Source organism: Bartonella sp. ML69XJBT (assembly GCF_028618515.1).
Lineage (GTDB): Bacteria > Pseudomonadota > Alphaproteobacteria > Rhizobiales > Rhizobiaceae > Bartonella.
This window is the reverse complement of record NZ_JAQITB010000007.1, coordinates 1-18931: the sequence shown is the minus strand read 5'-3', so window position 1 is coordinate 18931 and position 18931 is coordinate 1. Positions and strand designations below refer to the sequence as shown.

20 protein-coding genes are annotated in these 18931 nt (G+C 37.0%); 10 read left to right on the top strand and 10 right to left on the bottom strand.

What is annotated here, in order from left to right; all coding sequences use genetic code 11:
- Nucleotides 1-114 precede the first annotated feature (114 nt).
- Together gatC and gatA are read left to right on the top strand one after the other, a co-directional pair.
- Nucleotides 115-402 carry an Asp-tRNA(Asn)/Glu-tRNA(Gln) amidotransferase subunit GatC gene (gene gatC, locus PVV68_RS03695; RefSeq protein ID WP_273720407.1) on the top strand — a complete coding sequence of 96 codons (288 nt, stop codon included), beginning with the start codon at nt 115-117 and terminating at the stop codon, nt 400-402.
- Nucleotides 403-433: 31 nt separating this feature from the next.
- A complete protein-coding gene (gene gatA, locus PVV68_RS03690) occupies nt 434-1918 on the top strand; it encodes an Asp-tRNA(Asn)/Glu-tRNA(Gln) amidotransferase subunit GatA (protein ID WP_273720409.1) in 1485 nt (494 codons plus the stop codon).
- 75 nt (nt 1919-1993) lie between these two features.
- On the opposite strand, the gene PVV68_RS03685 is transcribed toward gatA, so the two are convergent.
- From PVV68_RS03685 to PVV68_RS03665, 5 genes are all read right to left on the bottom strand, one after another.
- Nucleotides 1994-2704 (bottom strand): ABC transporter ATP-binding protein, encoded by a 711-nt coding sequence (locus tag PVV68_RS03685; protein WP_273720410.1) that lies wholly within the window; start codon nt 2702-2704, stop codon nt 1994-1996.
- Nucleotides 2691-3473 (bottom strand): ABC transporter ATP-binding protein, encoded by a 783-nt coding sequence (locus tag PVV68_RS03680; protein WP_273720412.1) that lies wholly within the window; start codon nt 3471-3473, stop codon nt 2691-2693. The genes PVV68_RS03685 and PVV68_RS03680 overlap by 14 nt, the downstream gene beginning before the upstream one ends.
- On the bottom strand, nt 3470-4528 hold the full coding sequence (locus PVV68_RS03675) for a branched-chain amino acid ABC transporter permease (RefSeq protein WP_273720413.1): 1059 nt from the start codon (nt 4526-4528) through the stop codon (nt 3470-3472). The genes PVV68_RS03680 and PVV68_RS03675 overlap by 4 nt, the downstream gene beginning before the upstream one ends.
- Entirely contained in the window at nt 4528-5604 is a 1077-nt protein-coding gene (locus tag PVV68_RS03670; protein WP_273720414.1) for a branched-chain amino acid ABC transporter permease, read from the bottom strand. Before PVV68_RS03670 ends, PVV68_RS03675 begins: the two co-directional genes overlap by 1 nt.
- A 117-nt stretch (nt 5605-5721) precedes the next feature.
- Nucleotides 5722-6849, bottom strand: a complete 1128-nt coding sequence (locus tag PVV68_RS03665) for an ABC transporter substrate-binding protein (RefSeq protein ID WP_273720415.1) — start codon at nt 6847-6849, stop codon at nt 5722-5724.
- Nucleotides 6850-7153: 304 nt separating this feature from the next.
- On the opposite strand from PVV68_RS03665, the gene PVV68_RS03660 reads away from it, so the two are divergent.
- The 4 genes from PVV68_RS03660 to PVV68_RS03645 all read left to right on the top strand — a co-directional run bounded on the left by PVV68_RS03660 (nt 7154) and on the right by PVV68_RS03645 (nt 10086).
- A complete protein-coding gene (locus tag PVV68_RS03660; protein WP_273720417.1) occupies nt 7154-7729 on the top strand; it encodes a cold-shock protein in 576 nt (191 codons plus the stop codon).
- 253 nt (nt 7730-7982) lie between these two features.
- Entirely contained in the window at nt 7983-8495 is a 513-nt protein-coding gene (locus PVV68_RS03655; RefSeq protein ID WP_273720419.1) for a DUF192 domain-containing protein, read from the top strand.
- A complete protein-coding gene (locus tag PVV68_RS03650) occupies nt 8492-9277 on the top strand; it encodes an alpha/beta fold hydrolase (protein WP_273720421.1) in 786 nt (261 codons plus the stop codon). Before PVV68_RS03655 ends, PVV68_RS03650 begins: the two co-directional genes overlap by 4 nt.
- A 596-nt stretch (nt 9278-9873) precedes the next feature.
- Nucleotides 9874-10086 (top strand): DUF3126 family protein, encoded by a 213-nt coding sequence (locus PVV68_RS03645; RefSeq protein WP_208440958.1) that lies wholly within the window; start codon nt 9874-9876, stop codon nt 10084-10086.
- A gap of 46 nt (nt 10087-10132) precedes the next feature.
- On the opposite strand, the gene radC is transcribed toward PVV68_RS03645, so the two are convergent.
- The 3 genes from radC to sfsA are packed head-to-tail and all read right to left on the bottom strand — an operon-like array spanning nt 10133 to nt 12484.
- On the bottom strand, nt 10133-10927 hold the full coding sequence (gene radC, locus PVV68_RS03640) for a DNA repair protein RadC (RefSeq protein WP_273720423.1): 795 nt from the start codon (nt 10925-10927) through the stop codon (nt 10133-10135).
- A 17-nt stretch (nt 10928-10944) separates the two neighbouring features.
- Nucleotides 10945-11775, bottom strand: coding sequence for a type I methionyl aminopeptidase (map, locus tag PVV68_RS03635; protein ID WP_273720424.1), 831 nt, complete (start codon nt 11773-11775; stop codon nt 10945-10947).
- On the bottom strand, nt 11768-12484 hold the full coding sequence (sfsA, locus tag PVV68_RS03630; RefSeq protein ID WP_273782668.1) for a DNA/RNA nuclease SfsA: 717 nt from the start codon (nt 12482-12484) through the stop codon (nt 11768-11770). Before sfsA ends, map begins: the two co-directional genes overlap by 8 nt.
- 316 nt (nt 12485-12800) lie before the next feature.
- Between sfsA and PVV68_RS03625 the strand changes: the two genes are divergently transcribed.
- The 4 genes from PVV68_RS03625 to ttcA all read left to right on the top strand — a co-directional run bounded on the left by PVV68_RS03625 (nt 12801) and on the right by ttcA (nt 16396).
- Nucleotides 12801-13637 (top strand): RNA methyltransferase, encoded by an 837-nt coding sequence (locus PVV68_RS03625; RefSeq protein WP_273720426.1) that lies wholly within the window; start codon nt 12801-12803, stop codon nt 13635-13637.
- Nucleotides 13630-14442: a glutamate racemase gene (gene murI / locus PVV68_RS03620; protein WP_273720427.1), complete on the top strand. Its 813-nt coding sequence runs from the start codon at nt 13630-13632 to the stop codon at nt 14440-14442. The genes PVV68_RS03625 and murI overlap by 8 nt, the downstream gene beginning before the upstream one ends.
- Before the next feature lie 183 nt (nt 14443-14625).
- A complete protein-coding gene (gene rpsD / locus PVV68_RS03615; protein ID WP_273720428.1) occupies nt 14626-15243 on the top strand; it encodes a 30S ribosomal protein S4 in 618 nt (205 codons plus the stop codon).
- Nucleotides 15244-15502: 259 nt separating this feature from the next.
- Nucleotides 15503-16396 carry a tRNA 2-thiocytidine(32) synthetase TtcA gene (gene ttcA, locus PVV68_RS03610; protein WP_273720429.1) on the top strand — a complete coding sequence of 298 codons (894 nt, stop codon included), beginning with the start codon at nt 15503-15505 and terminating at the stop codon, nt 16394-16396.
- A 37-nt stretch (nt 16397-16433) separates the two neighbouring features.
- On the opposite strand, the gene rimO is transcribed toward ttcA, so the two are convergent.
- Together rimO and lexA are read right to left on the bottom strand one after the other, a co-directional pair.
- Nucleotides 16434-17747, bottom strand: a complete 1314-nt coding sequence (rimO, locus tag PVV68_RS03605; RefSeq protein WP_273720430.1) for a 30S ribosomal protein S12 methylthiotransferase RimO — start codon at nt 17745-17747, stop codon at nt 16434-16436.
- A gap of 240 nt (nt 17748-17987) precedes the next feature.
- On the bottom strand, nt 17988-18701 hold the full coding sequence (gene lexA / locus PVV68_RS03600) for a transcriptional repressor LexA (protein ID WP_273720431.1): 714 nt from the start codon (nt 18699-18701) through the stop codon (nt 17988-17990).
- Nucleotides 18702-18931 lie beyond the last annotated feature (230 nt).

Here is an 18931-nt window from a genome sequence, read left to right as displayed (position 1 = left end):
TTTCGTGTTTCAGGTTCATAGTTATATTCTCTTTGCATATCAATATTCTTGCGCTTGCAAACGTAGCCTTGTATAGCCAATAAATATTAAAATAAAAAAGCAGAAAGGCATAATATGTCTGTCGATCAAGAAACAGTCAAGCGGGTAGCGCATTTAGCGCGTATTGCTATCCACGACGATGAAGCGCAGCGTATGACAAAAGAACTCAATGTCATTTTAGGTTTTGTGGAACAATTGAATGAAGTTGATGTCAGCAGTGTTGAACCATTGACATCCGTAATACCAATGACTTTACGAACGCGTGAAGATATTATCACAGATGGGAATAAAGCAGCAGATATCGTAGCAAATGCACCTGTTACGGAAGAGAATTTTTTTCTTGTCCCAAAAATCGTCGAATAATTTTTTCTATTTTAAAAACTCGAGCATTAATATGACTGATTTAACAACTTTTACAATTGCACAAGCCCGTGATGCTCTCATCAAAAAAGAGTTCAAAGCAATTGAATTAACAGAAGCTTATTTAAAAGAAATTGAATTGGCTAATCCAACTTTGAATGCTTATGTGGCAATAACAGCAGAACAAGCAAAAAAAATGGCTACTGAGTCAGATAGTCGTTTGGCTAGAGAGCAGGGAGGGATCTTAGAAGGAATACCACTGGGAATTAAGGATCTTTTTGCCACACGCGGTGTTCATACACAAGCCTGTTCCCATATTCTTGATAATTTTAAACCCTCTTATGAATCAACGGTGACCGCTAATTTGTGGCAAGATGGAGCCGTTATGTTAGGAAAGCTTAATATGGATGAATTTGCTATGGGGTCCTCCAATGAGACTTCATATTACGGTCCAGTTATGAGTCCGTGGAGAAAAAAGGGATCCCATGAAAAGCTTGTGCCAGGTGGTTCTTCAGGGGGATCAGCTGCTGCTGTTGCGGCACGGCTTTGTGCTGGTGCAACAGCCACAGATACAGGTGGTTCAATACGCCAACCTGCGGCATTCACTGGAACAGTGGGGATTAAACCAACTTATGGACGTTGTTCACGGTGGGGGACCATCGCTTTTGCTTCCTCACTTGATCAAGCGGGACCTATTGGGCGAGATGTCCGCGATTGTGCTATTTTACTTCAATCAATGGCTTCTTTTGATGAAAAAGATTCTACTTCAGTTAATTTACCTGTTCCTCATTATGAAAGTTACCTTGGTCAATCAATCAAAGGAATGAAAATTGGTATTCCAAAAGAATACCACTTGGAAGGAATGTCTCCTGAAATTACCAAGCTTTGGCAAAAAGGAATGAATTGGCTAAAAGAAGCAGGTGCTGAAATACATGATATTTCATTACCTCATACAAAATATGCCTTGCCTGCTTATTATATTATAGCTCCTGCAGAAGCGTCTTCTAATTTAGCGCGCTATGATGGTGTTCGTTTTGGTTTGCGCATACCGGGAAAAGACATCATTGAAATGTATGAAAACACCCGTTCAGCAGGTTTTGGTGATGAAGTTAAACGGCGTATTTTGGTTGGTACTTATGTCCTCTCATCGGGTTATTATGATGCCTATTATCTTAAAGCTCAAAAAGTACGAACACTCGTGAAACGTGATTTTGATCAATGTTTTGCTTCTGGTGTTGATGCTATCCTCACACCTGCAACCCCAACACCAGCTTTTGGCATCGCTGATGAAACAATTAAAAATGATAGCATAGCAATGTATCTCAATGATATTTTTACTGTACCAGTTAATATGGCTGGTTTACCAGGTATCTCTGTTCCTGCTGGGCTTTCATCAGATGGTTTGCCACTAGGGTTACAATTGATTGGTAAACCTTTTGCTGAAGAAGTGCTTTTTCAAATCGCCCATATTATAGAACAAGCGGTTGGAACCTTTAGTGCTGAAAAATGGTGGAGATAACTATAAAAAAGCATTTCTCTCACATCAGAGAAATGCCTTTGAAAAGTATAACCTCTTTTTTTGCATTTTATAGTTTTATCCACCAAGATAGGCCTCTTTGACACGTGGGTCAGAAAGCATGGTTTTTCCTTCACCGTGAAATAAAACATGCCCCACCTCTAGAATAAAAGCGTAATCCGCAATAGAAAGCGCTGCAAATGCATTTTGTTCAATGAGAAGAACTGTTTTTCCCATATCATTGATTTTTCGGATAATAGAAAAAAGTTCCTTTACAAGAAGTGGGGCTAATCCCAGAGAAGGTTCATCTAATATTATCATCTCAGGGTTGCTCATGAGCGCACGGCCCACAGCAAGCATTTGTTGTTCACCACCTGACATCGTCCCTCCCAATTGCTTTGCTCTTTCACGCAAGCGTGGGAAAAGCTCAAATATCCACTCGATATCGCGAGCAATACCCGACTTATCATGACGAATATAAGCTCCTAAATGGAGATTTTCTAAAACAGTCAGATGGGGCATAATGCGTCGCCCTTCAGGACTAAGAGCAATCCCTAATCTTAAAATTTTTTCTGGTGACTTTTTAATAATTGATTCGCCCTTATAGGTAATCTCTCCATGAACAGATCGATTGAGTCCTGTAATAGAACGTACAATGCTGCTTTTCCCTGCTCCATTAGCACCTATTAAAGTGACTATACTTCCTTTTTTTATAGACATCGAAAGATTTTGAATAGCTTTAATGGCACCATAATGAACGTGAAGATTTTTAATTTTAAGAATATCCATAAACATCTCCGCCAAGATAAGCTTCAATAACTTTAGGGTTGTTACGAATTTCATCTGGAGTGCCATTGGCAATGGCACAGCCGTGTTCCATTACCCAAATATATTGGCAAAGCCCCATAACAACTTTCATATCGTGTTCGATAAGCAGAATCGTAATATCAAAATCTTTTTGCACTTTTTCTATGAACTTTTTAAGATCTTCACTCTCCTGTGGGTTCATACCAGCAACAGGTTCATCAAGAAGAAGTAATTTTGGTTTTGTTGCTAACGCGCGTGCAATTTCCAAACGTCTTTGTACACCATAGGGCAGAGTTGTTGCAGATTGATTGGCAAGGTGATCCAGTTGTAACTGCTCAAGAAGTTCCATGGAATTTTTATGGATTTCTCTTTTCTCTTTCATTGCATTTGGAAAAAACAAAGCTGAAGAAAACCATGGATGCTTTTGTCGAACATGTGCTCCTACCATAACATTTTGCAAGACTGTTAATCCTGAAAAAAGACGAATATTTTGAAATGTTCGTGCAATATGGCGTCTACAGATAAGATAAGGAGGAGATCCAGAAACTTTTTGTTCATTAAAAAGAATAGTCCCACTTGTGGGAGCATAAAATCCTGAAATCATATTAAAAACGGTGGTTTTTCCAGCACCATTGGGCCCAATTAATCCAGTAATGGTTCCCCGCTTGATTGCCATATTCACATTATTTACAGCAATCAATCCACCAAAACGCATCACGATATCATTAAGTGAAAGAATAAGGTCGTTCATAGCTTTCCTTCATTATTAGAGAGCTTCTTGCGTGTTAAGAAACTATAAATCCCATTCCATGAGAATTCACGTTGCCCTAACAAACCTTTTCTCCAAAATAAGATAATGACGAGCAATAAAAGAGAAAAAATAACCATTCGAAGGCCTGGTGTCTCTGGAATATGTATAAAACCTAAGTCAAAAGGGCTTTCAATAATACGAAGCCACTCAAGCATGACTGTAATAATAATGCTGCCAATAATGCTTCCTGTAATTGAACCAAGACCACCAGCAACCACAATCATCAAAATATTAAAGGTAAGAAGGAAATTAAACATTTTTGGATCAATTGTTGAAATAAGAGCAGCCATCAATGCTCCTCCTATGCCTGCAAAAAATGCACCAACCGTGAAGGAAAAACTACGGTAAAAAAAGGAATTAATCCCCATTGTTTTTGCTGCGATTTCATCATCACGAATAGCACGCAACACATTACCTGTATTGCTTCGCAATAAGAGTATAATAAAAGTTACTGTAAATGCTAACCAACCATAGTTCCACCATAATGTGGCATTTTGAGGTATTCCTTTTATTCCCAAAGAGCCATTTGTTAAGGGGGTGGTATTTGTAATAACAATGCGGATAATTTCTGCGAACCCCAAGGTTGCAATTCCAAGATAATCACCACCAAGACGCAAAACAGGCAGAGCAATCAATAAACCTACAACGGCAGCGCACACACCACTTACAACAACGGCTAGAAAAAAAGGCAACTGCAGATGATGTAATGGCTCAGCTATGGGGTCAAGAATCCACATCATTTCTTTTTGTTCAGGAGAAAGAAGTAAAATTGCACATACATAAGCACCAACAGCCATAAAGCCAGCATGTCCAAGAGAAAACATACCCGTAAAGCCATAAATCAAATTAAGTGAGATCGCTAATATCGCATTAATAGCAATAAGATTGATGATACGAAGTGTGTAATCATTAAAATGGTTATCAGCATAAAACAAAAAACCAATAAGAACTAAAATGCTGATACATGATAGAAAGTTTGCCGCTGATTTTGCCATTAGATCTTCTCCTGACTTTTTTTACCCATTAAGCCTGTGGGCATTACCAATAAAATCAGAATTAATAAAATAAAAGCGAAGGCATCTCGATATCCAGATAATGCAGGGAAAAATGCGATAATCATAATTTCAATAAATCCAAGTAATAGCCCTCCCAACATTGCTCCTGGAATTGAGCCAATACCTCCAATAACAGCAGCGATAAATGCTTTAAGCCCAGGAAGCACCCCCATATAAGGATGGATCTGAGGATAGCGTAGTGACCACATAATGCCTGCAATAGCAGCAAGTGCAGTGCCTATCCCAAATGTAAATGCAATGACTTTATTGACAGAAACACCCATCAAACGTGTCGTTTCAATATCATGGGAGATCGCACGCATAGCAAGACCAGGTTTTGTTTTATGAATAATCCATAGCAATAAAATAATAAGAATGAACGCCACAACAGGAACGATGAGAGACATAGGAGCAATTCTAATAACTTTACCTGCTCCTGATTCTAAATGCCATAGGAACGGTATTACAAGAAAATCGGGTTGTTTCACACCCTTCGGAACTCCACTAAAGAGTACAGTAGCAAGATTTTCAATAAAAAATGAAACGCCGATTGCTCCAATAAGTGCTGAAATACGCGGAGCATGGCGTAAAGGTTTATAGGCAAATTGATCAACAGTAATTCCCACGGCACTTGTAATAAAAATTGCAAAACAAAGGGCTAAAATCCAAACCGGTGTAAAATCTTGCGGAGAAATTTTAAAGTAATAAATGAACCCTAAAGTAAGCATTGAAAAAATAGCGATCCAATAAATTGGAGGGCGTTTTTTGAACCCTATGAATACCGAGTAATAAATGAAAACAGCGAGTAACAAAAGAAGGACAGCAGCCCAAGCAGGCATAAAGCTAATGGTGGAAAAGAAAACAAAATACGCTCCCAGCATAAAGATGTCACCGTGAGCAAAATTAATAAGCCTCAGTATACCATAGACCATGGTGTAACCAATAGCGATAAGTCCATAAAGAGATCCTAATGCCAGTGCATTAAAAAAATACTGGATGAACATTTCAGTGCTCATCTCTCATCCTTCCACATTTGTTAATTCATAGGATAAAATAGGAAAATCCCAAATTTGAGTTGAGAACAGAATCCTCAACTCATACTTAATATTTTAGTTAGAAAAATTTCTCACTTTTTAAAAAGCGGGTTTAACTTCATCTAAATAGACACGTTTCCCATCCTTTATTTCAATGATACCAATAGGAATTTTAGGATTATGATTTTCATCCATGGACATATCACCAAAGGGCGTTTTAAAACCTTTTAATTGGCTAAGTGCGGTAGTGATCTTTTCCCGATCAGCACTGCCAGCATCTTCAATAGCTTTCATGAACATCATATAACTTGTATATCCCAAAACAGAATTGATATTTGGTTCTTGATCAGGATAAGCCTTTCTCCACTCCCTGGTAAATTCCCGCGCAGCTGCGGACATATCCGGCATATTTTCACTGTAGGGAAGTGTTGTATGTAAAAATCCTTCTGCAGCTTTTCCTGCAATTGCAACAGTTTCTGGATTATCCATAGCATCCCCACCCATGATTCTAAATTTTGCACCAAGCTCACGAGCTTGTTTTATGATGATAGCACCTTCAGAGAAGTAAGATGGAATAAATAAGATGTCAGGTTCCTGCGCTATAATCTGTGTAAGAACCGCTGAAAAGTCCTGATCTCCAGAGTTATAGTTCAAATTTGAGATCACTTCACCACCTAATTTTTTGAAGGCACGTCCAAAATAACTAGAAAGACCAATTGCATAATCATTTGATACATCTTTAAGAATAGCTGCTTTTTTTGCATGTAAAGTTTCATGCACATAAGTTGCGATGCCTTTCCCTTGATAAGAATCAATAAAGCAAGCACGGAAAGAATACTTTCTGCCCTGTGTAACAAGCGGATTTGTTGAAGATGTTGCAATGGTTGGGGTCTTGGCTTTTTCAGCTATTTCACCTCCAGACAACGAGAGTGAAGAGCCATAACTACCAATGATTCCATTTACTTCTTCACTCGCAGTCAAACGCATAACAGCATTAGCAGCTTCTACTTTATCAGATTTATTATCAACAACAATAAGTTTTACCTTACGCCCTAATATTTCTGGAACTTTTTTATGTGCCAATTCTATGCCTTTAATCTCGAGTTGTCCTCCAAATGCATTTTGACCACTTAACGGAAGATAAACACCAATTTCTATAGGCTCACTCGCATAGGCACTTACGACAAATGTCGTAAAAAATACGAGCGTAGTGAGGATTCTCTTCATTACGCACTTTCCTTGATTTTAATTGTGATCTTTACACCTTATCTTGAACTTCTTCATCATGCAAGTTCCACATGTGTGAAAATATCATTGTGTGAAAAACTTTTATATTTCTTGTCACACGTGCTTATTATATTATCGGATATAGGCTCAAACAGTTGTGTAAATATTCTTGTTGATCTTCTAAGAGGTGTGACAATATGGGGAAATCTTATCTTGGGGCTTGCGTGTTGATACAAGAGCAATGTTTACTAAAATGTAGAGAATCAATATCGTAAAATTTACAGCTACAGGATCACGTTTTATTATGACGAGTAAGGATACATTAAAGGATTATTCCCTATCTGAAGACAGTGTAGGTGCTTGTGGTGAGATTATTGAAATTAGTGGTGTCATTAAGTGGTTTGATGGTAGTAAGGGCTATGGGTTTATTGTACCTGATTTGCCTCATTTTCCCGACATATTGTTGCATGTTACGGTAATGCGTCGAGATGGTTTTCAAACAGCTTTAGAGGGAGCTAAAGTTATCTGTGCTGTGGAAAAAACTGAACGGGGGTTAAAGTGTGTTCAGGTAAAATCGATAGATTGTTCTTCAGCAACGCATCCATCAGAAATTCCAGCCCGTACTCATGTTGTTGTTACTCCGGAAAGTGGTTTAGAGCGCGCAATTGTCAAATGGTTTAATCGTGATAAGGGATTTGGTTTTCTTAGCCGTGGACAAGGAACTGAAGATATTTTTATTCATATGGAAACGTTGCGCCGTTTTGGTTTAGCAGAGCTTCGTTCTGGTCAAGTTGTTCTTGTGCGTTTTGGTAAAGGCGAGAAAGGTTTGATGACAGCAGAAATTTATCCAGACATAGGGATTCCATTTGCTACACATTAAATTATGCTTTTGAAGTTACGCTGTTTTTTTAGAGAGATCTGTTAGAGAGATCTATTGTTGTATAAATTAAGCAGAAAGAGCTGTAAAGCCAGCAGCACCAAGAGGGAAATTATCTATAAAGCCGTCAGTCAAATAAAGTAGATTACCGATATTGCATTGAGGGTAATAAAAAGGTAGTTTTTTTATTTTTTAAGTTTTGCTACTCTTTATTTTATGCAACAAAGTTGAAAAGTTATCTTTGGTGGAGATAAAAATGTTACGGCCTTTTGGAAGAGGGTGCATTATTGTATTGATGCTGTTTTTTATGGTAAAAGAAAATATAGCTGTAGCAAAGAAACCCATAGAGATTCCTGTTCATCCAATTCCTTTAAAAATACAAACAGAGCAAGGTGTGGTCTCTTACGAGGTAGAGATTGCTTTTACGCCATCTCAGGCGAGCGCTGGTTTAATGTATCGCACTGATTTTCCACGTAATCGCGCAATGCTCTTTAAACAGCAGGGAAGTGAAAAAGATAAGCAAAAAATTTTTATGTGGATGGCAAATACGCCTTTGCCTTTAGATATGATTTTTTTAAACGATGAGGGAATTATCGTATCAATTGTAGAAAAAACCACCCCATTTTCAATGAATACTATTTCATCAGAGGTACCTGCAGCTTTTGCACTTGAGGTTAATGCTGGTGAAGTTTCTGAAAAACAGATAAAGAAAGGACAACGGGTTCTTCATCCTACACTTTGTGGAAAATGCGAAAGCGATACAAAATGACAGCAGAAGATATTCGTTTTTTTGAATATGATGGTTTGCGTTTTTCTTATCGAGAAGATGGACAGGGGACACCTGTTTTGTTGATACATGGTTTTGGCTCTTCTGCACGGGTAAATTGGTATGCAACGGGTTGGTTTCGTACCCTTACTGAAGCAGGATATCGTGTTATTGCTCTTGATAACCGTGGACATGGGGATTCAGTTAAAAGTTATGATTCTAACTTTTATACACCTCAAGCTATGGCTAGCGATGCGATGAGATTGTTGCAGCATTTGGGATTATCTAAAGCGCATGTTATGGGATATTCTATGGGGGCGCGCATTAGCGCATTTATGGCTCTTTTGTATCCAACATATGTGCATAGCGTTATTTTTGGCGGTTTAGGTATTGGTATGGTGACGGGAGCAGGAAATTGGGAACCCGTTGCTGAGGCCCTTTTAGCAGAAGATACTTCTACCATTACCAATCCGCGTGGTTTGATGTTTCGCAAATTTGCAGATCACACCAAGAGCGATAGACGTGCTTTGGCTGCTTGCATTATCACATCAAAACAAGAATTAACAGCATCTGAGATTTACAAAATTAAACAACCTGCCCTTGTTGCCGTTGGTTCACTCGATGAAATTAGTGGTGAAGCCGAGCCATTAGCAGCTTTATTACCCTGTGGTGAAGCTCTATCAATTCCTCATCGAGACCATATGCTTGCTGTGGGAGATAAAGTCTATAAAAAAGGCGTTATCGATTTTCTTTCTCGCTATCCTATCGTTGAAAATTATTCATAAGCTTTAGAGTTCATAAAAATGTCTCATGTTTTTTATCTTGGATGAGGCAAAAAGCTTGTCTGAAAGTTTGGCTATTTGTGGTGTGAATTTTTATGAAAAACTGTAAGAATAACAATTAAATTTTATGAATGTATTTTATATCTCTATAAAGAAATAAGGCTTCCTTTTAGGGATTTAACTGATTTTTATCTAGAAAGTAGTTAAGGAGAATTTGTTTAATTATTATAATAAGGAGGAAAGTGCTTTTGTTTTAGAAGATCTCTTTTTAATAGGAAAAAATTATACGTTCCCAATTCATGTTTTGACCAAATATGCTTGTAAACACAGGTGTTGAAATTGGGGATAAGATAAAAAATATTTAAAATTTATGAATTTCTAACTATTTTTTTACTTTTCAATCTATACGGTTATATTTAACAGTGCAAAACACCTTTTAGTAAAGGTGCTTTCGTCAATGTGTTAAGATAGTGCTATTGTGACTATAGGTAATATAAATAAAAATGGAAACTGAGATTTACTATCTTTACAGAATCTTAGGAGTGCCTTATTTGCCCTTCAGGATTTAATTTAAGAGTCTCAAAAGACAGGAGAGCATAGTGAATGCTGATGAAATAAAAAAACTTGATAGTTATTTTAAAAATATATTCCAAAATTCAGCATTGCAAGTGAAAGCACGGCCTAAAAAGGATGATTCTTGTGAGGTTTATATTGGGAATGAGTTTTTAGGTATTATCTATCGAGATGAAGATGAGGATGAACTATCCTACAATTTCTCAATGGCTATATTAGATATTGATTTAGGAAATTAATTCCTCATGAATAATTGGGGGGAATTTCTCTTCAATTTAATATGCTTCATATGATTTTTAACGCTTTAAAGCTTGTGTATTCGTTTCGTGCTATAATAAGATGGTCATGAATAGTAATGCCTAGTGCATTTGCTGCATCTTTTAACATATATGTCATTGTTATATCTGCTTTAGAGGGGGTTGCATCGCCAGAAGGATGATTATGTACGAGAATAAGACTTGATGCGGACAATTCTAAAGCGCGAGAGATAACTTCACGTGGATAAACGGGCGTGTGATCAATAGTTCCAGTTTGTTGCACTTCATCAGCAAGTAGACCGTTTTTTTTATCAAGAAATAAGATACGAAATTGTTCGCGTGTTTCGTGAGCCATAACAGCTTTACAATAAGCTAGTACTTTATCCCATGATGAAAAAATATCACGTTTAAACAATTCTGCACGAGCAAGGCGTCCAGCAACATCTGAAATAATTTTTAAGTCAATTGCAGTTGCTGGACCACAGCCTGGAATCTCTTGAAGTCGGTGAATATCAGCCCCCAATACGTCTGCTAATGAGCCAAACCGCGCTATTAAGTTTTTAGCTATTGGCTTTGTATTTGCTCGAGGTATCGTACGGAAAAGGAGTAATTCAAGATATTCATAATCTTCAATTGCATTTCCTTTTGATTTTAAATAGCGTTTGCGAAGACGTTCACGATGTCCTTGATAATGCTTATGTATCTGTGAGTTTTTCTGAAGCTTTTTACTTTTTATTTCTGCTATTGGACTAAGTGGGGAATTTGATGTCAGTGCAAAGTGGTCACCTTGGTTGTCTCCCTTTTTCGTGATTTTTCTAGCCATGATATTTCTACATTTATTTAACTACTTGAGCTTGGAATATAAAAAATATTTTTAGGAGATTGTGTAAAAATTTCGCACCCTTCATGTGTTACACCAATTGTATGTTCGTACTGTGCACTAAGAGATCTATCACGTGTAACAGCAGTCCAGCCATCAGAGAGAATCTTAACTTGGGGCTTTCCAAGATTAATCATTGGCTCAATCGTAAACATCATACCTTGTTTTAGTTCTATTCCTTCACCAGGATTTCCATAATGGAGAATATTAGGTGCATCATGAAAAAGCTGACCGATTCCATGTCCGCAGAAATCTCTTACAACTGAGCACCGTTCCGATTCTGCATAGTGTTGAATAGCTGCGCCAATATCACCTGTTGTTGCACCAGGTTTGACTACCGAAATTCCCCTCATAAGACTTTCATGGGTTATTTTGAGCAGGCGTTCCGCAGCACGTCTGATTTTTCCAACGGGATACATACGGCTTGAATCTCCATGCCAACCATCGAGAATAAAAGTCACATCAACATTAACGATATCACCTTCTTGCAAAGGTCTTTTATTGGGAATACCATGGCATACAACGTGATTGATGGATGTACAGCATGAATGGCCATATCCATGATAATTTAGATCAGCAGGAAGAGCACCACGCTTGGCACCAAAAATAAATACAAAATCATCAATTTCTTGCGTGGTGACACCTGGTTTAATAACATCCGTGAGTGCATCGAGGCATTCTGCAGCAATACGACCAACTTCACGCATTTTCGTAAAAGCATGCTCATCAAAAATGCGGATTTGCCCGTTAAATTTTAAGGGCATTTTATTATATTCAATATAATCAGTCATTGTTTTTTCTGTTTTCTATTTTCACTCGATGAATCGGAAAAATACCTTCTACACTTACGTGGCATTTTACGGCATAAAATTCTACCCCTGATTTTAATGCTAACTCAAATTTACGTCCATAGGTTGGATCAAGGTCATGACAGATTGCAAAAGCTGAGCAATCTTCCCGTTGAATTACATAAAGCATAGCGGCTCGTTTTCCTTGTTGCACAACTTTTATGAGTTCTTCAAGATGACGTGTACCACGTTTTGTTACGGTATCAGGAAATTCTGCTAATCCTTTTTGGCGGATAAAATGGACATTTTTAACTTCTAGATAACAGTCAGGAAGGATGCCATCACGCAACAGAAAATCAATCCGTGATTGCGTCCCATAACATTGTTCCTTCAAAATTGTTTTATATGCGCTTAATTCGGGTAGTAATCCTTTTTGAATTGCTTCTAATGCAAGTTTGTTGGGTAAAGTTGTATTGATACCAACGAGAGTATTATTTGCCTCAACAATTTCTAATCGATATGCGTATTTTCGTTTGGAATTGCTATGATATGAAAGCCAAATATTAGAGTTTTGCGTTGTTAACCCAAGCATTGATCCTGTATTAGGGACAGATACCGTGAAAATCTGTTGATCATCCCATTTAACATCAGCAAGAAAACGCTTATAACGACGGATAAGTTTTGCAGGAAAAAGTTTGGGAATAAAGAGCATATTTTTTTTTAGAATGCATAATTTTATAATTCAACTTAAATTATGATTTAGAAATGTTATAGCGCGTTAAATGCATTAAATAGTGTACCTCTAGCCTTACAGCAGCTTACATAACTAGTTTAAGATCTAAAAAACAAAGTTTGTTTTTATTTGCACAATTCATTATTAATCCTTTTCATCATAAACTCTGCGTGAAAAGATAATATTGACCGCAATTTGTTATGAGATAAGGTTATCTCTTGGAATATTCCTTCTAAAAGGTTGCATTGAAAAAAGTCGACTCTAGGAAGATAATGCATAGAATTAGGTAAGATTGATGGCTGGAACCAATAAGAATCGTGAGAATTTAACAAATGGGCCAATGATTATTTTAGTTGAACCGCAGCTACCTGAGAATATTGGTATGGTGGCAAGGGCAATGGCAAATTTTGGGCTCTCTAAGCTTCGGTTAGTCAAACCTCGAGAAACATTTCCAAATGAAAAAGCCAGATCGGCAGCAAGTAAAGCCGATCATGTTATTAATGATACAGTTGTTTTTGATAGATTGTCTGATGCGATTGCAGACTTGCACTATGTTTTTGCTACAACAGCACGTGAAAGATGTGGTTTTAAACCGGTAAAAAGTGCCGTTGAAGCAGCGTATTTGTTACGTCATAGCGAGAGTCTTGGGCATAAAACGGGTATTTTATTTGGAAGAGAGAGGTGGGGATTAGAAAATGATGAAATCAGTCTTGTTGATGAAATTATTACTTTTCCAGTTAATCCTGCTTTTGCATCCCTCAATATTGCCCAAGCAGTTTTACTTATGTCTTATGAATGGATGAAATCAGGTTTGGAAAATGTGAGCGATACGGCTTTTCGTGCCGCAAAGATGGAGCCAGCAAATAAAGCAACGTTTCATGGTTTTTTATCTCAATTAGAAGAAGCTTTGGATGTTCGTGGATATTTTAGGCCTCGAGAACGTAAAGAGGTTATGCTTGCGAATCTGCGTTCTGTTTTTACACGTGCTCATTTTAGTGAATCTGAGGTTCGCTTGCTACGAGGAATTATCTCTTCATTGGATCATTTTTCTCCTCAATTTCCACGAGGAAGCGGTGCACCCTTAGAGCGTCAACGTACAAAATTAAAAACAGGTGTGAAAACGGATGGATAAGCGCCCTGTTCTTTTCTTTGATAGTGGCATTGGCGGTTTAACAGTGTTGAGGGAAGTGCGTGTCCTTGTTCCTGAAATGCAATTTATTTATGTTGCTGATGATGCTGGATTTCCTTATGGAAATTGGGAAGAAAATGTTTTGAAAAGTCGAATTTTAAAGGTTTTTACAAATCTTTTAGTACTCTACAATCCTGTCCTATGTGTCATTGCTTGCAATACTGTTTCTACACTCATGTTGACAGATTTACGTGAAAAATTTCCCCATATTCTTTTTGTAGGAACGGTTCCTGCAATTAAATCAGCAGCTGAACAAACAAAATCTGGTTTTATTTCAGTATTAGCTACTCCTGGAACAGTTAAACGTGCTTATACACATGAATTAATCAATTCTTTTGCTGCTCAATGTCATGTTCAGCTTGTTGGAAGTGAAAAACTTGCTGGATTTGCCGAAGATTATTTACGTGGAAAGCCTATAGACTTGAAAGAATTACGCCATGAAATCCTTCCGTGCTTTGTTGAGAAAAATGGCAAATATACTGATATTATTGTTTTAGCTTGTACGCATTATCCTTTTTTGATTAATTTTTTTCGTGAACAAGCGTTATGGCCAGTTAAATGGATTGATCCAACAAAAGCTATCGCCAAACACACAAGATCATTACTACCGAAAAGAGTAGATCCCCAAAATATAAAGAAACATAAAGACTTTGCTTTATTTACATCGCAAAATATAACATCTTCAACAGAGCGCTTGTTACAAAGATTTTGCTTAAATATCATGAAAGGAGTTGACTTTGGGGTGTAAGATTAATAGAAGTTCTTTTAGCTTTTTCTCTTGAGAAAAGCGTATGAATTGACGTGTCCCGTGGGTAACTTTGCATATTTAATGTTAAAGATGTCCTGTCAGTCTTTTATTTGAAGGCAGAGGAGGGCGCGTTTCCTTGAGATCTTATATGAGATCTTGTTTTCTATTTTAAAAGGAAATGCGATGAGTAAACGCGAAACAACCAAGTATAAAATTGACCGTCGGATGGGGGAAAACATTTGGGGACGTCCGAAATCTCCTGTAAATCGTCGTGATTATGGTCCAGGTCAGCACGGACAACGCCGAAAAGGTAAGCTTTCTGATTATGGTGTGCAGTTGCGCGCTAAGCAGAAATTAAAAGGGTTTTACGGTGATATCTCAGAAAAGCAATTTCGTAAAACTTATGCAGAAGCTGCTCGTCGACGTGGTGATACTGGTGAAAATCTTATCGGACTGTTGGAATCGCGTTTAGATGCTGTTGTCTACCGTGCAAAATTTGTGCCAACCATCTTCGCTTCTCGCCAATTTATCAATCACGGTCATGTCAATGTTAATGGTCGGCGTACAAATATTCAATCATATCGTTGTAAACCAGGTGATGTTATTGAAGTTCGTGAGAAGTCAAAACAGCTTGTTTTGGTGTTGGAATCTGTGCAGTTAGCAGAACGCGATGTGCCTGAATATATTGAAGCCGATCATAAACAGATGAAAGCAACCTTTACACGTGTTCCTGCTTTTGCAGATGTTCCTTATGCTGTGCAAATGGAACCCAATTTGGTTGTTGAGTTTTATTCTCGTTAAATTCTTTATGGGAGTATTGCTCTTTTGCTTTTGATTATATGCTCGGAATTTGCTTTATAGTCCTTAAAGCTAATGAATAATTCTTATGGATGGTGCTATATTAAGTTTGTTGTTATATTTTATAACAATTGGCTTTTATAGCGCCATTTATTTTCATCTTACGGCTCCACGGCGTATCGGTTTATACTGTGTAACCTCTCTGTCCTTCTCTCTATCATTCTTATAAAACAAGCTCTTTATTGTGCAGGATTATGATATTATGGATAATAGTTCAGTCGAATATCAAACAATGCAAAAGAATGTAGAGAAAACTGATTTTTTAGCCAGAGAAATCACATCACCAGCTGCTGATGATTGTCATCCGATATTTAGGAAAGCTCCTTCAACTGTAGAGTTTAATAAGCTGCGTAAACGACTTTTACGTCACATACGGCAAGCATTAGATGATTTTTCCATGCTTTCTTCAGGAAAAAAATGGCTTATCGCTTTATCAGGTGGAAAAGATTCTTACGGTTTACTCGCGCTTCTTTTGGATTTAAAGTGGCGTGGTTTTTTGCCTATTGAAATTCTAGCTTGTAATCTTGATCAAGGACAACCAGGCTTTCCAAAACATATTCTTCCAGATTTTTTGACCTCTTATCAAATTCCATATCGCATTGAGTACCAAGACACTTATTCCATTGTTACAGATAAACTAGCAGAGACACAAACATATTGTTCGCTTTGCTCGCGTTTGCGACGTGGTAACTTATACCGTATTGCACGTGAAGAGGGATGTTCTGCATTAGTTCTTGGACATCATCGTGATGATGTTTTAGAAACGTTTTTTATGAATTTATTTCATGGAGGCCGATTAGCAGCTATGCCTGGAAAGCTTATGAATGATGAAGGGGATCTTTTTGTTTTGCGTCCTCTTGTTTACGCAGCTGAAGAAGATATGGAGAAATTTTCACAAGCAATGCAATTTCCTATTATTCCCTGCAATCTTTGTGGTAGCCAAGATGGTTTACAACGCAATGCAATGAAAGAAATGTTAAAGGATATCGAAAGAAGAATGCCAGGGCGTAAAGACACTATGATTCGTGCTTTAACGAATGTTCGTCCAAGTCATTTGCTCGATAAAAATATTTTTGACTTCAAAAGCTTATTATAAAGCTGATTTTTTTAGCACAATAACTCTAGCCTTCTCTTTAAACTGCAATACCATAGAGATCGTAAGCATCTGACTTTTCGATTTTGACAGTGACAAATTCACCGACACGTAATGGACGTCGTGATGATATATGTACAACACCATCTATTTCTGGAGCATCATATTGGCTACGACCTTTAGCAATTTTTCCTTGACTTTCATCAATGAGAATTTGAAGTCTTTTTCCGATTTTTTTCTTTAAAAGATGGGTAGAAATTTGTTTTTGTTTTGCCATAAAGCGATGCCAGCGGTTTTCTTTCACTTCTTCAGAAATATTTTCTAATCCCAAATCATTTGCGACAGCGCCTTTTACTTCTTCATATTTAAAGCATCCAGCACGTTCAATTTTTACTTCTTCCAGCCATTCGAGGAGTATATTAAAATCTTCATTTGTTTCGCCTGGAAAACCAACAATAAATGTTGATCGTAAGGTGAGATCTGGACAAATTTTTCTCCAGTTTTCAATTCTACGATTTGTTTTTTCCATAACAGCAGGGCGTTTCATATTACGTAAAACAGTTTGTGATGCATGTTGAAAAGGAATATCTAAATACGGAAGAATTTTTTTTGCAGCCATAAGCTCAATAACTTCATCCACATGAGGATAAGGATAGACATAGTGCATGCGTATCCAAATTCCCATATCACCCAATTCGCGACAAAGATCAAAAAATTTGGTTTTTACGATGCGATCTTTCCAAGGACTTTCGAGATATTTAAGATCAATGCCATAAGCACTGGTATCTTGAGAGATAACCAAGAGCTCTTTTACACCTGCCTGTACAAGTTTTTCGGCTTCACGAAGAACTTCATTGATGGGGCGTGAAGTAAGATTACCGCGCAGAGTAGGGATGATACAAAAACTACATCGATTAGAACATCCTTCAGAAATTTTTAAGTAAGCATAGTGGCGAGGTGTTAAGCGAATACCTTGCGGGGGAACTAAATCAATAAAGGGATCATGAACTGGGGGAATTGCTGTATGAACAGCTTCTATAACACTTTCATAGGCTTGTGGCCCTGTAATGGCTAATACATGAGGATGTGCTTGACGAATAACATCAGGATCAGCACCAAGACACCCCGTTACAATAACTTTTCCATTTTCTTTGAGAGCTTCATCAATATTGGCTAATGATTCATTTCGAGCAGAATCAAGAAACCCACAGGTATTTACAATAACGACATCGGCTCCTTGATGCTTCCGTGAAATTTCATAACCTTCAGACCGGAGTCTGGTAATAATTCGCTCAGAATCTACTAATGCTTTTGGACATCCGAGGGAAACAAAGCTAATACGAGGTGCTGCCATTGATCAATCCTGTAATTTTATAACGATTACATTTTATCTACTGTTTTTACTATCTATAAAGAATGAAAAGGCTCTTTATCTTTAATACATATGCAATAGAATTTATTAGAAAATTATTCGTTTTCGTGCTCAAAAAATTTATTGAGTGAATATGTATTGTTACTGATTATGGCACAATAACAAAAGTATCAAATTATTTTTTTGGTCAATGTATGAACGTGCTCAGTAGTTTTTTATCTTTTAATATTTCCGAATAAGTCCGATAAGTTTACCTTGTATCTGCACACGCTCAGATCCATATATGCGTGTTTCATAGTGAGGATTTGCTGATTCTAGCTCAATAAAGGCTCCTTTACGTCGATAACGTTTTAAAGTTGCTTCTTCTTTATCGATGAATGCCACAACAATTTCACCTGATGTTGCTGTACTTTGGCATTTAACAATTATAGTATCTTTATCAAGAATACCAGCCTCAATCATAGAATCATCTCTGACTTCTAAAGCATAGTGCTCACCTGAGTTAATCATATCTTGTGGTAAAGAAAGCGTATCTATTTGTTGTAATAAAGCAAAGACAGGTATACTTGCAGAAATGCGGCCCATAATGGGAATAGTAACATTCTTTTTTTCTTCTGCCTCGAAGTTACTAAAATCAGTAAAGTTTTTTGATATTTTTCTTTTATTTTTCTCTATCATAGTGGGAGAAAGTTTACGCGCTAAAGAAAGATTAAATGTTATTTTATCGGGAAGTCGTATCACCTCAACTGCGCGGGCTCGATTTGGCAAACGACGTATAAAACCTCGTTGTTCTAAAGCTATCATAAGTTTATGAATGCCAGACTTTGAAGAAAGCTCCAAGGCAATTTTCATTTCATCAAAGGAGGGAGGAATGCCAGTTTCTTTCATATGATTATGAATGAACAACAGTAGTTCATATTGTTTACATGTTAGCATTCAATATTCCAATCATAAGCACCCAAAATAAGAAAAAATAAATATATTTGCAAATATTATACATATTTTTTGAGATAAAATTTAAATATTGTTTTAATTTACTTTAAAAATAATTTAATTAAATTTAATATATTGTATCCATTATAATAGATAATGCTAAATTTACTACTATTCATAGAATGAAAAATATTTCAAAATATCTTTTAAGATTTTAAATAAAAAATATTATC

Bases quoted from the DNA above. Each gene is read 5' to 3' on its own strand.
- gatA (WP_273720409.1), top strand. From the start codon at position 434: ATGACTGATTTAACAACTTTTACAATTGCACAAGCCCGTGATGCTCTC.
- PVV68_RS03680 (WP_273720412.1), bottom strand. From the start codon at position 3,473: ATGAACGACCTTATTCTTTCACTTAATGATATCGTGATGCGTTTTGGT.
- radC (WP_273720423.1), bottom strand. From the start codon at position 10,927: ATGGCTAGAAAAATCACGAAAAAGGGAGACAACCAAGGTGACCACTTT.
- rimO (WP_273720430.1), bottom strand. From the start codon at position 17,747: ATGGCAGCACCTCGTATTAGCTTTGTTTCCCTCGGATGTCCAAAAGCA.
- PVV68_RS03650 (WP_273720421.1), top strand. From the start codon at position 8,492: ATGACAGCAGAAGATATTCGTTTTTTTGAATATGATGGTTTGCGTTTT.
- lexA (WP_273720431.1), bottom strand. From the start codon at position 18,701: ATGCTAACATGTAAACAATATGAACTACTGTTGTTCATTCATAATCAT.
- PVV68_RS03655 (WP_273720419.1), top strand. From the start codon at position 7,983: ATGTTACGGCCTTTTGGAAGAGGGTGCATTATTGTATTGATGCTGTTT.
- PVV68_RS03665 (WP_273720415.1), bottom strand. From the start codon at position 6,849: ATGAAGAGAATCCTCACTACGCTCGTATTTTTTACGACATTTGTCGTA.
- PVV68_RS03670 (WP_273720414.1), bottom strand. From the start codon at position 5,604: ATGAGCACTGAAATGTTCATCCAGTATTTTTTTAATGCACTGGCATTA.
- PVV68_RS03660 (WP_273720417.1), top strand. From the start codon at position 7,154: ATGACGAGTAAGGATACATTAAAGGATTATTCCCTATCTGAAGACAGT.
- PVV68_RS03675 (WP_273720413.1), bottom strand. From the start codon at position 4,528: ATGGCAAAATCAGCGGCAAACTTTCTATCATGTATCAGCATTTTAGTT.
- sfsA (WP_273782668.1), bottom strand. From the start codon at position 12,484: ATGCTCTTTATTCCCAAACTTTTTCCTGCAAAACTTATCCGTCGTTAT.
- PVV68_RS03625 (WP_273720426.1), top strand. From the start codon at position 12,801: ATGGCTGGAACCAATAAGAATCGTGAGAATTTAACAAATGGGCCAATG.
- map (WP_273720424.1), bottom strand. From the start codon at position 11,775: ATGACTGATTATATTGAATATAATAAAATGCCCTTAAAATTTAACGGG.
- PVV68_RS03685 (WP_273720410.1), bottom strand. From the start codon at position 2,704: ATGGATATTCTTAAAATTAAAAATCTTCACGTTCATTATGGTGCCATT.
- murI (WP_273720427.1), top strand. From the start codon at position 13,630: ATGGATAAGCGCCCTGTTCTTTTCTTTGATAGTGGCATTGGCGGTTTA.
- gatC (WP_273720407.1), top strand. From the start codon at position 115: ATGTCTGTCGATCAAGAAACAGTCAAGCGGGTAGCGCATTTAGCGCGT.
- ttcA (WP_273720429.1), top strand. From the start codon at position 15,503: ATGGATAATAGTTCAGTCGAATATCAAACAATGCAAAAGAATGTAGAG.
- rpsD (WP_273720428.1), top strand. From the start codon at position 14,626: ATGAGTAAACGCGAAACAACCAAGTATAAAATTGACCGTCGGATGGGG.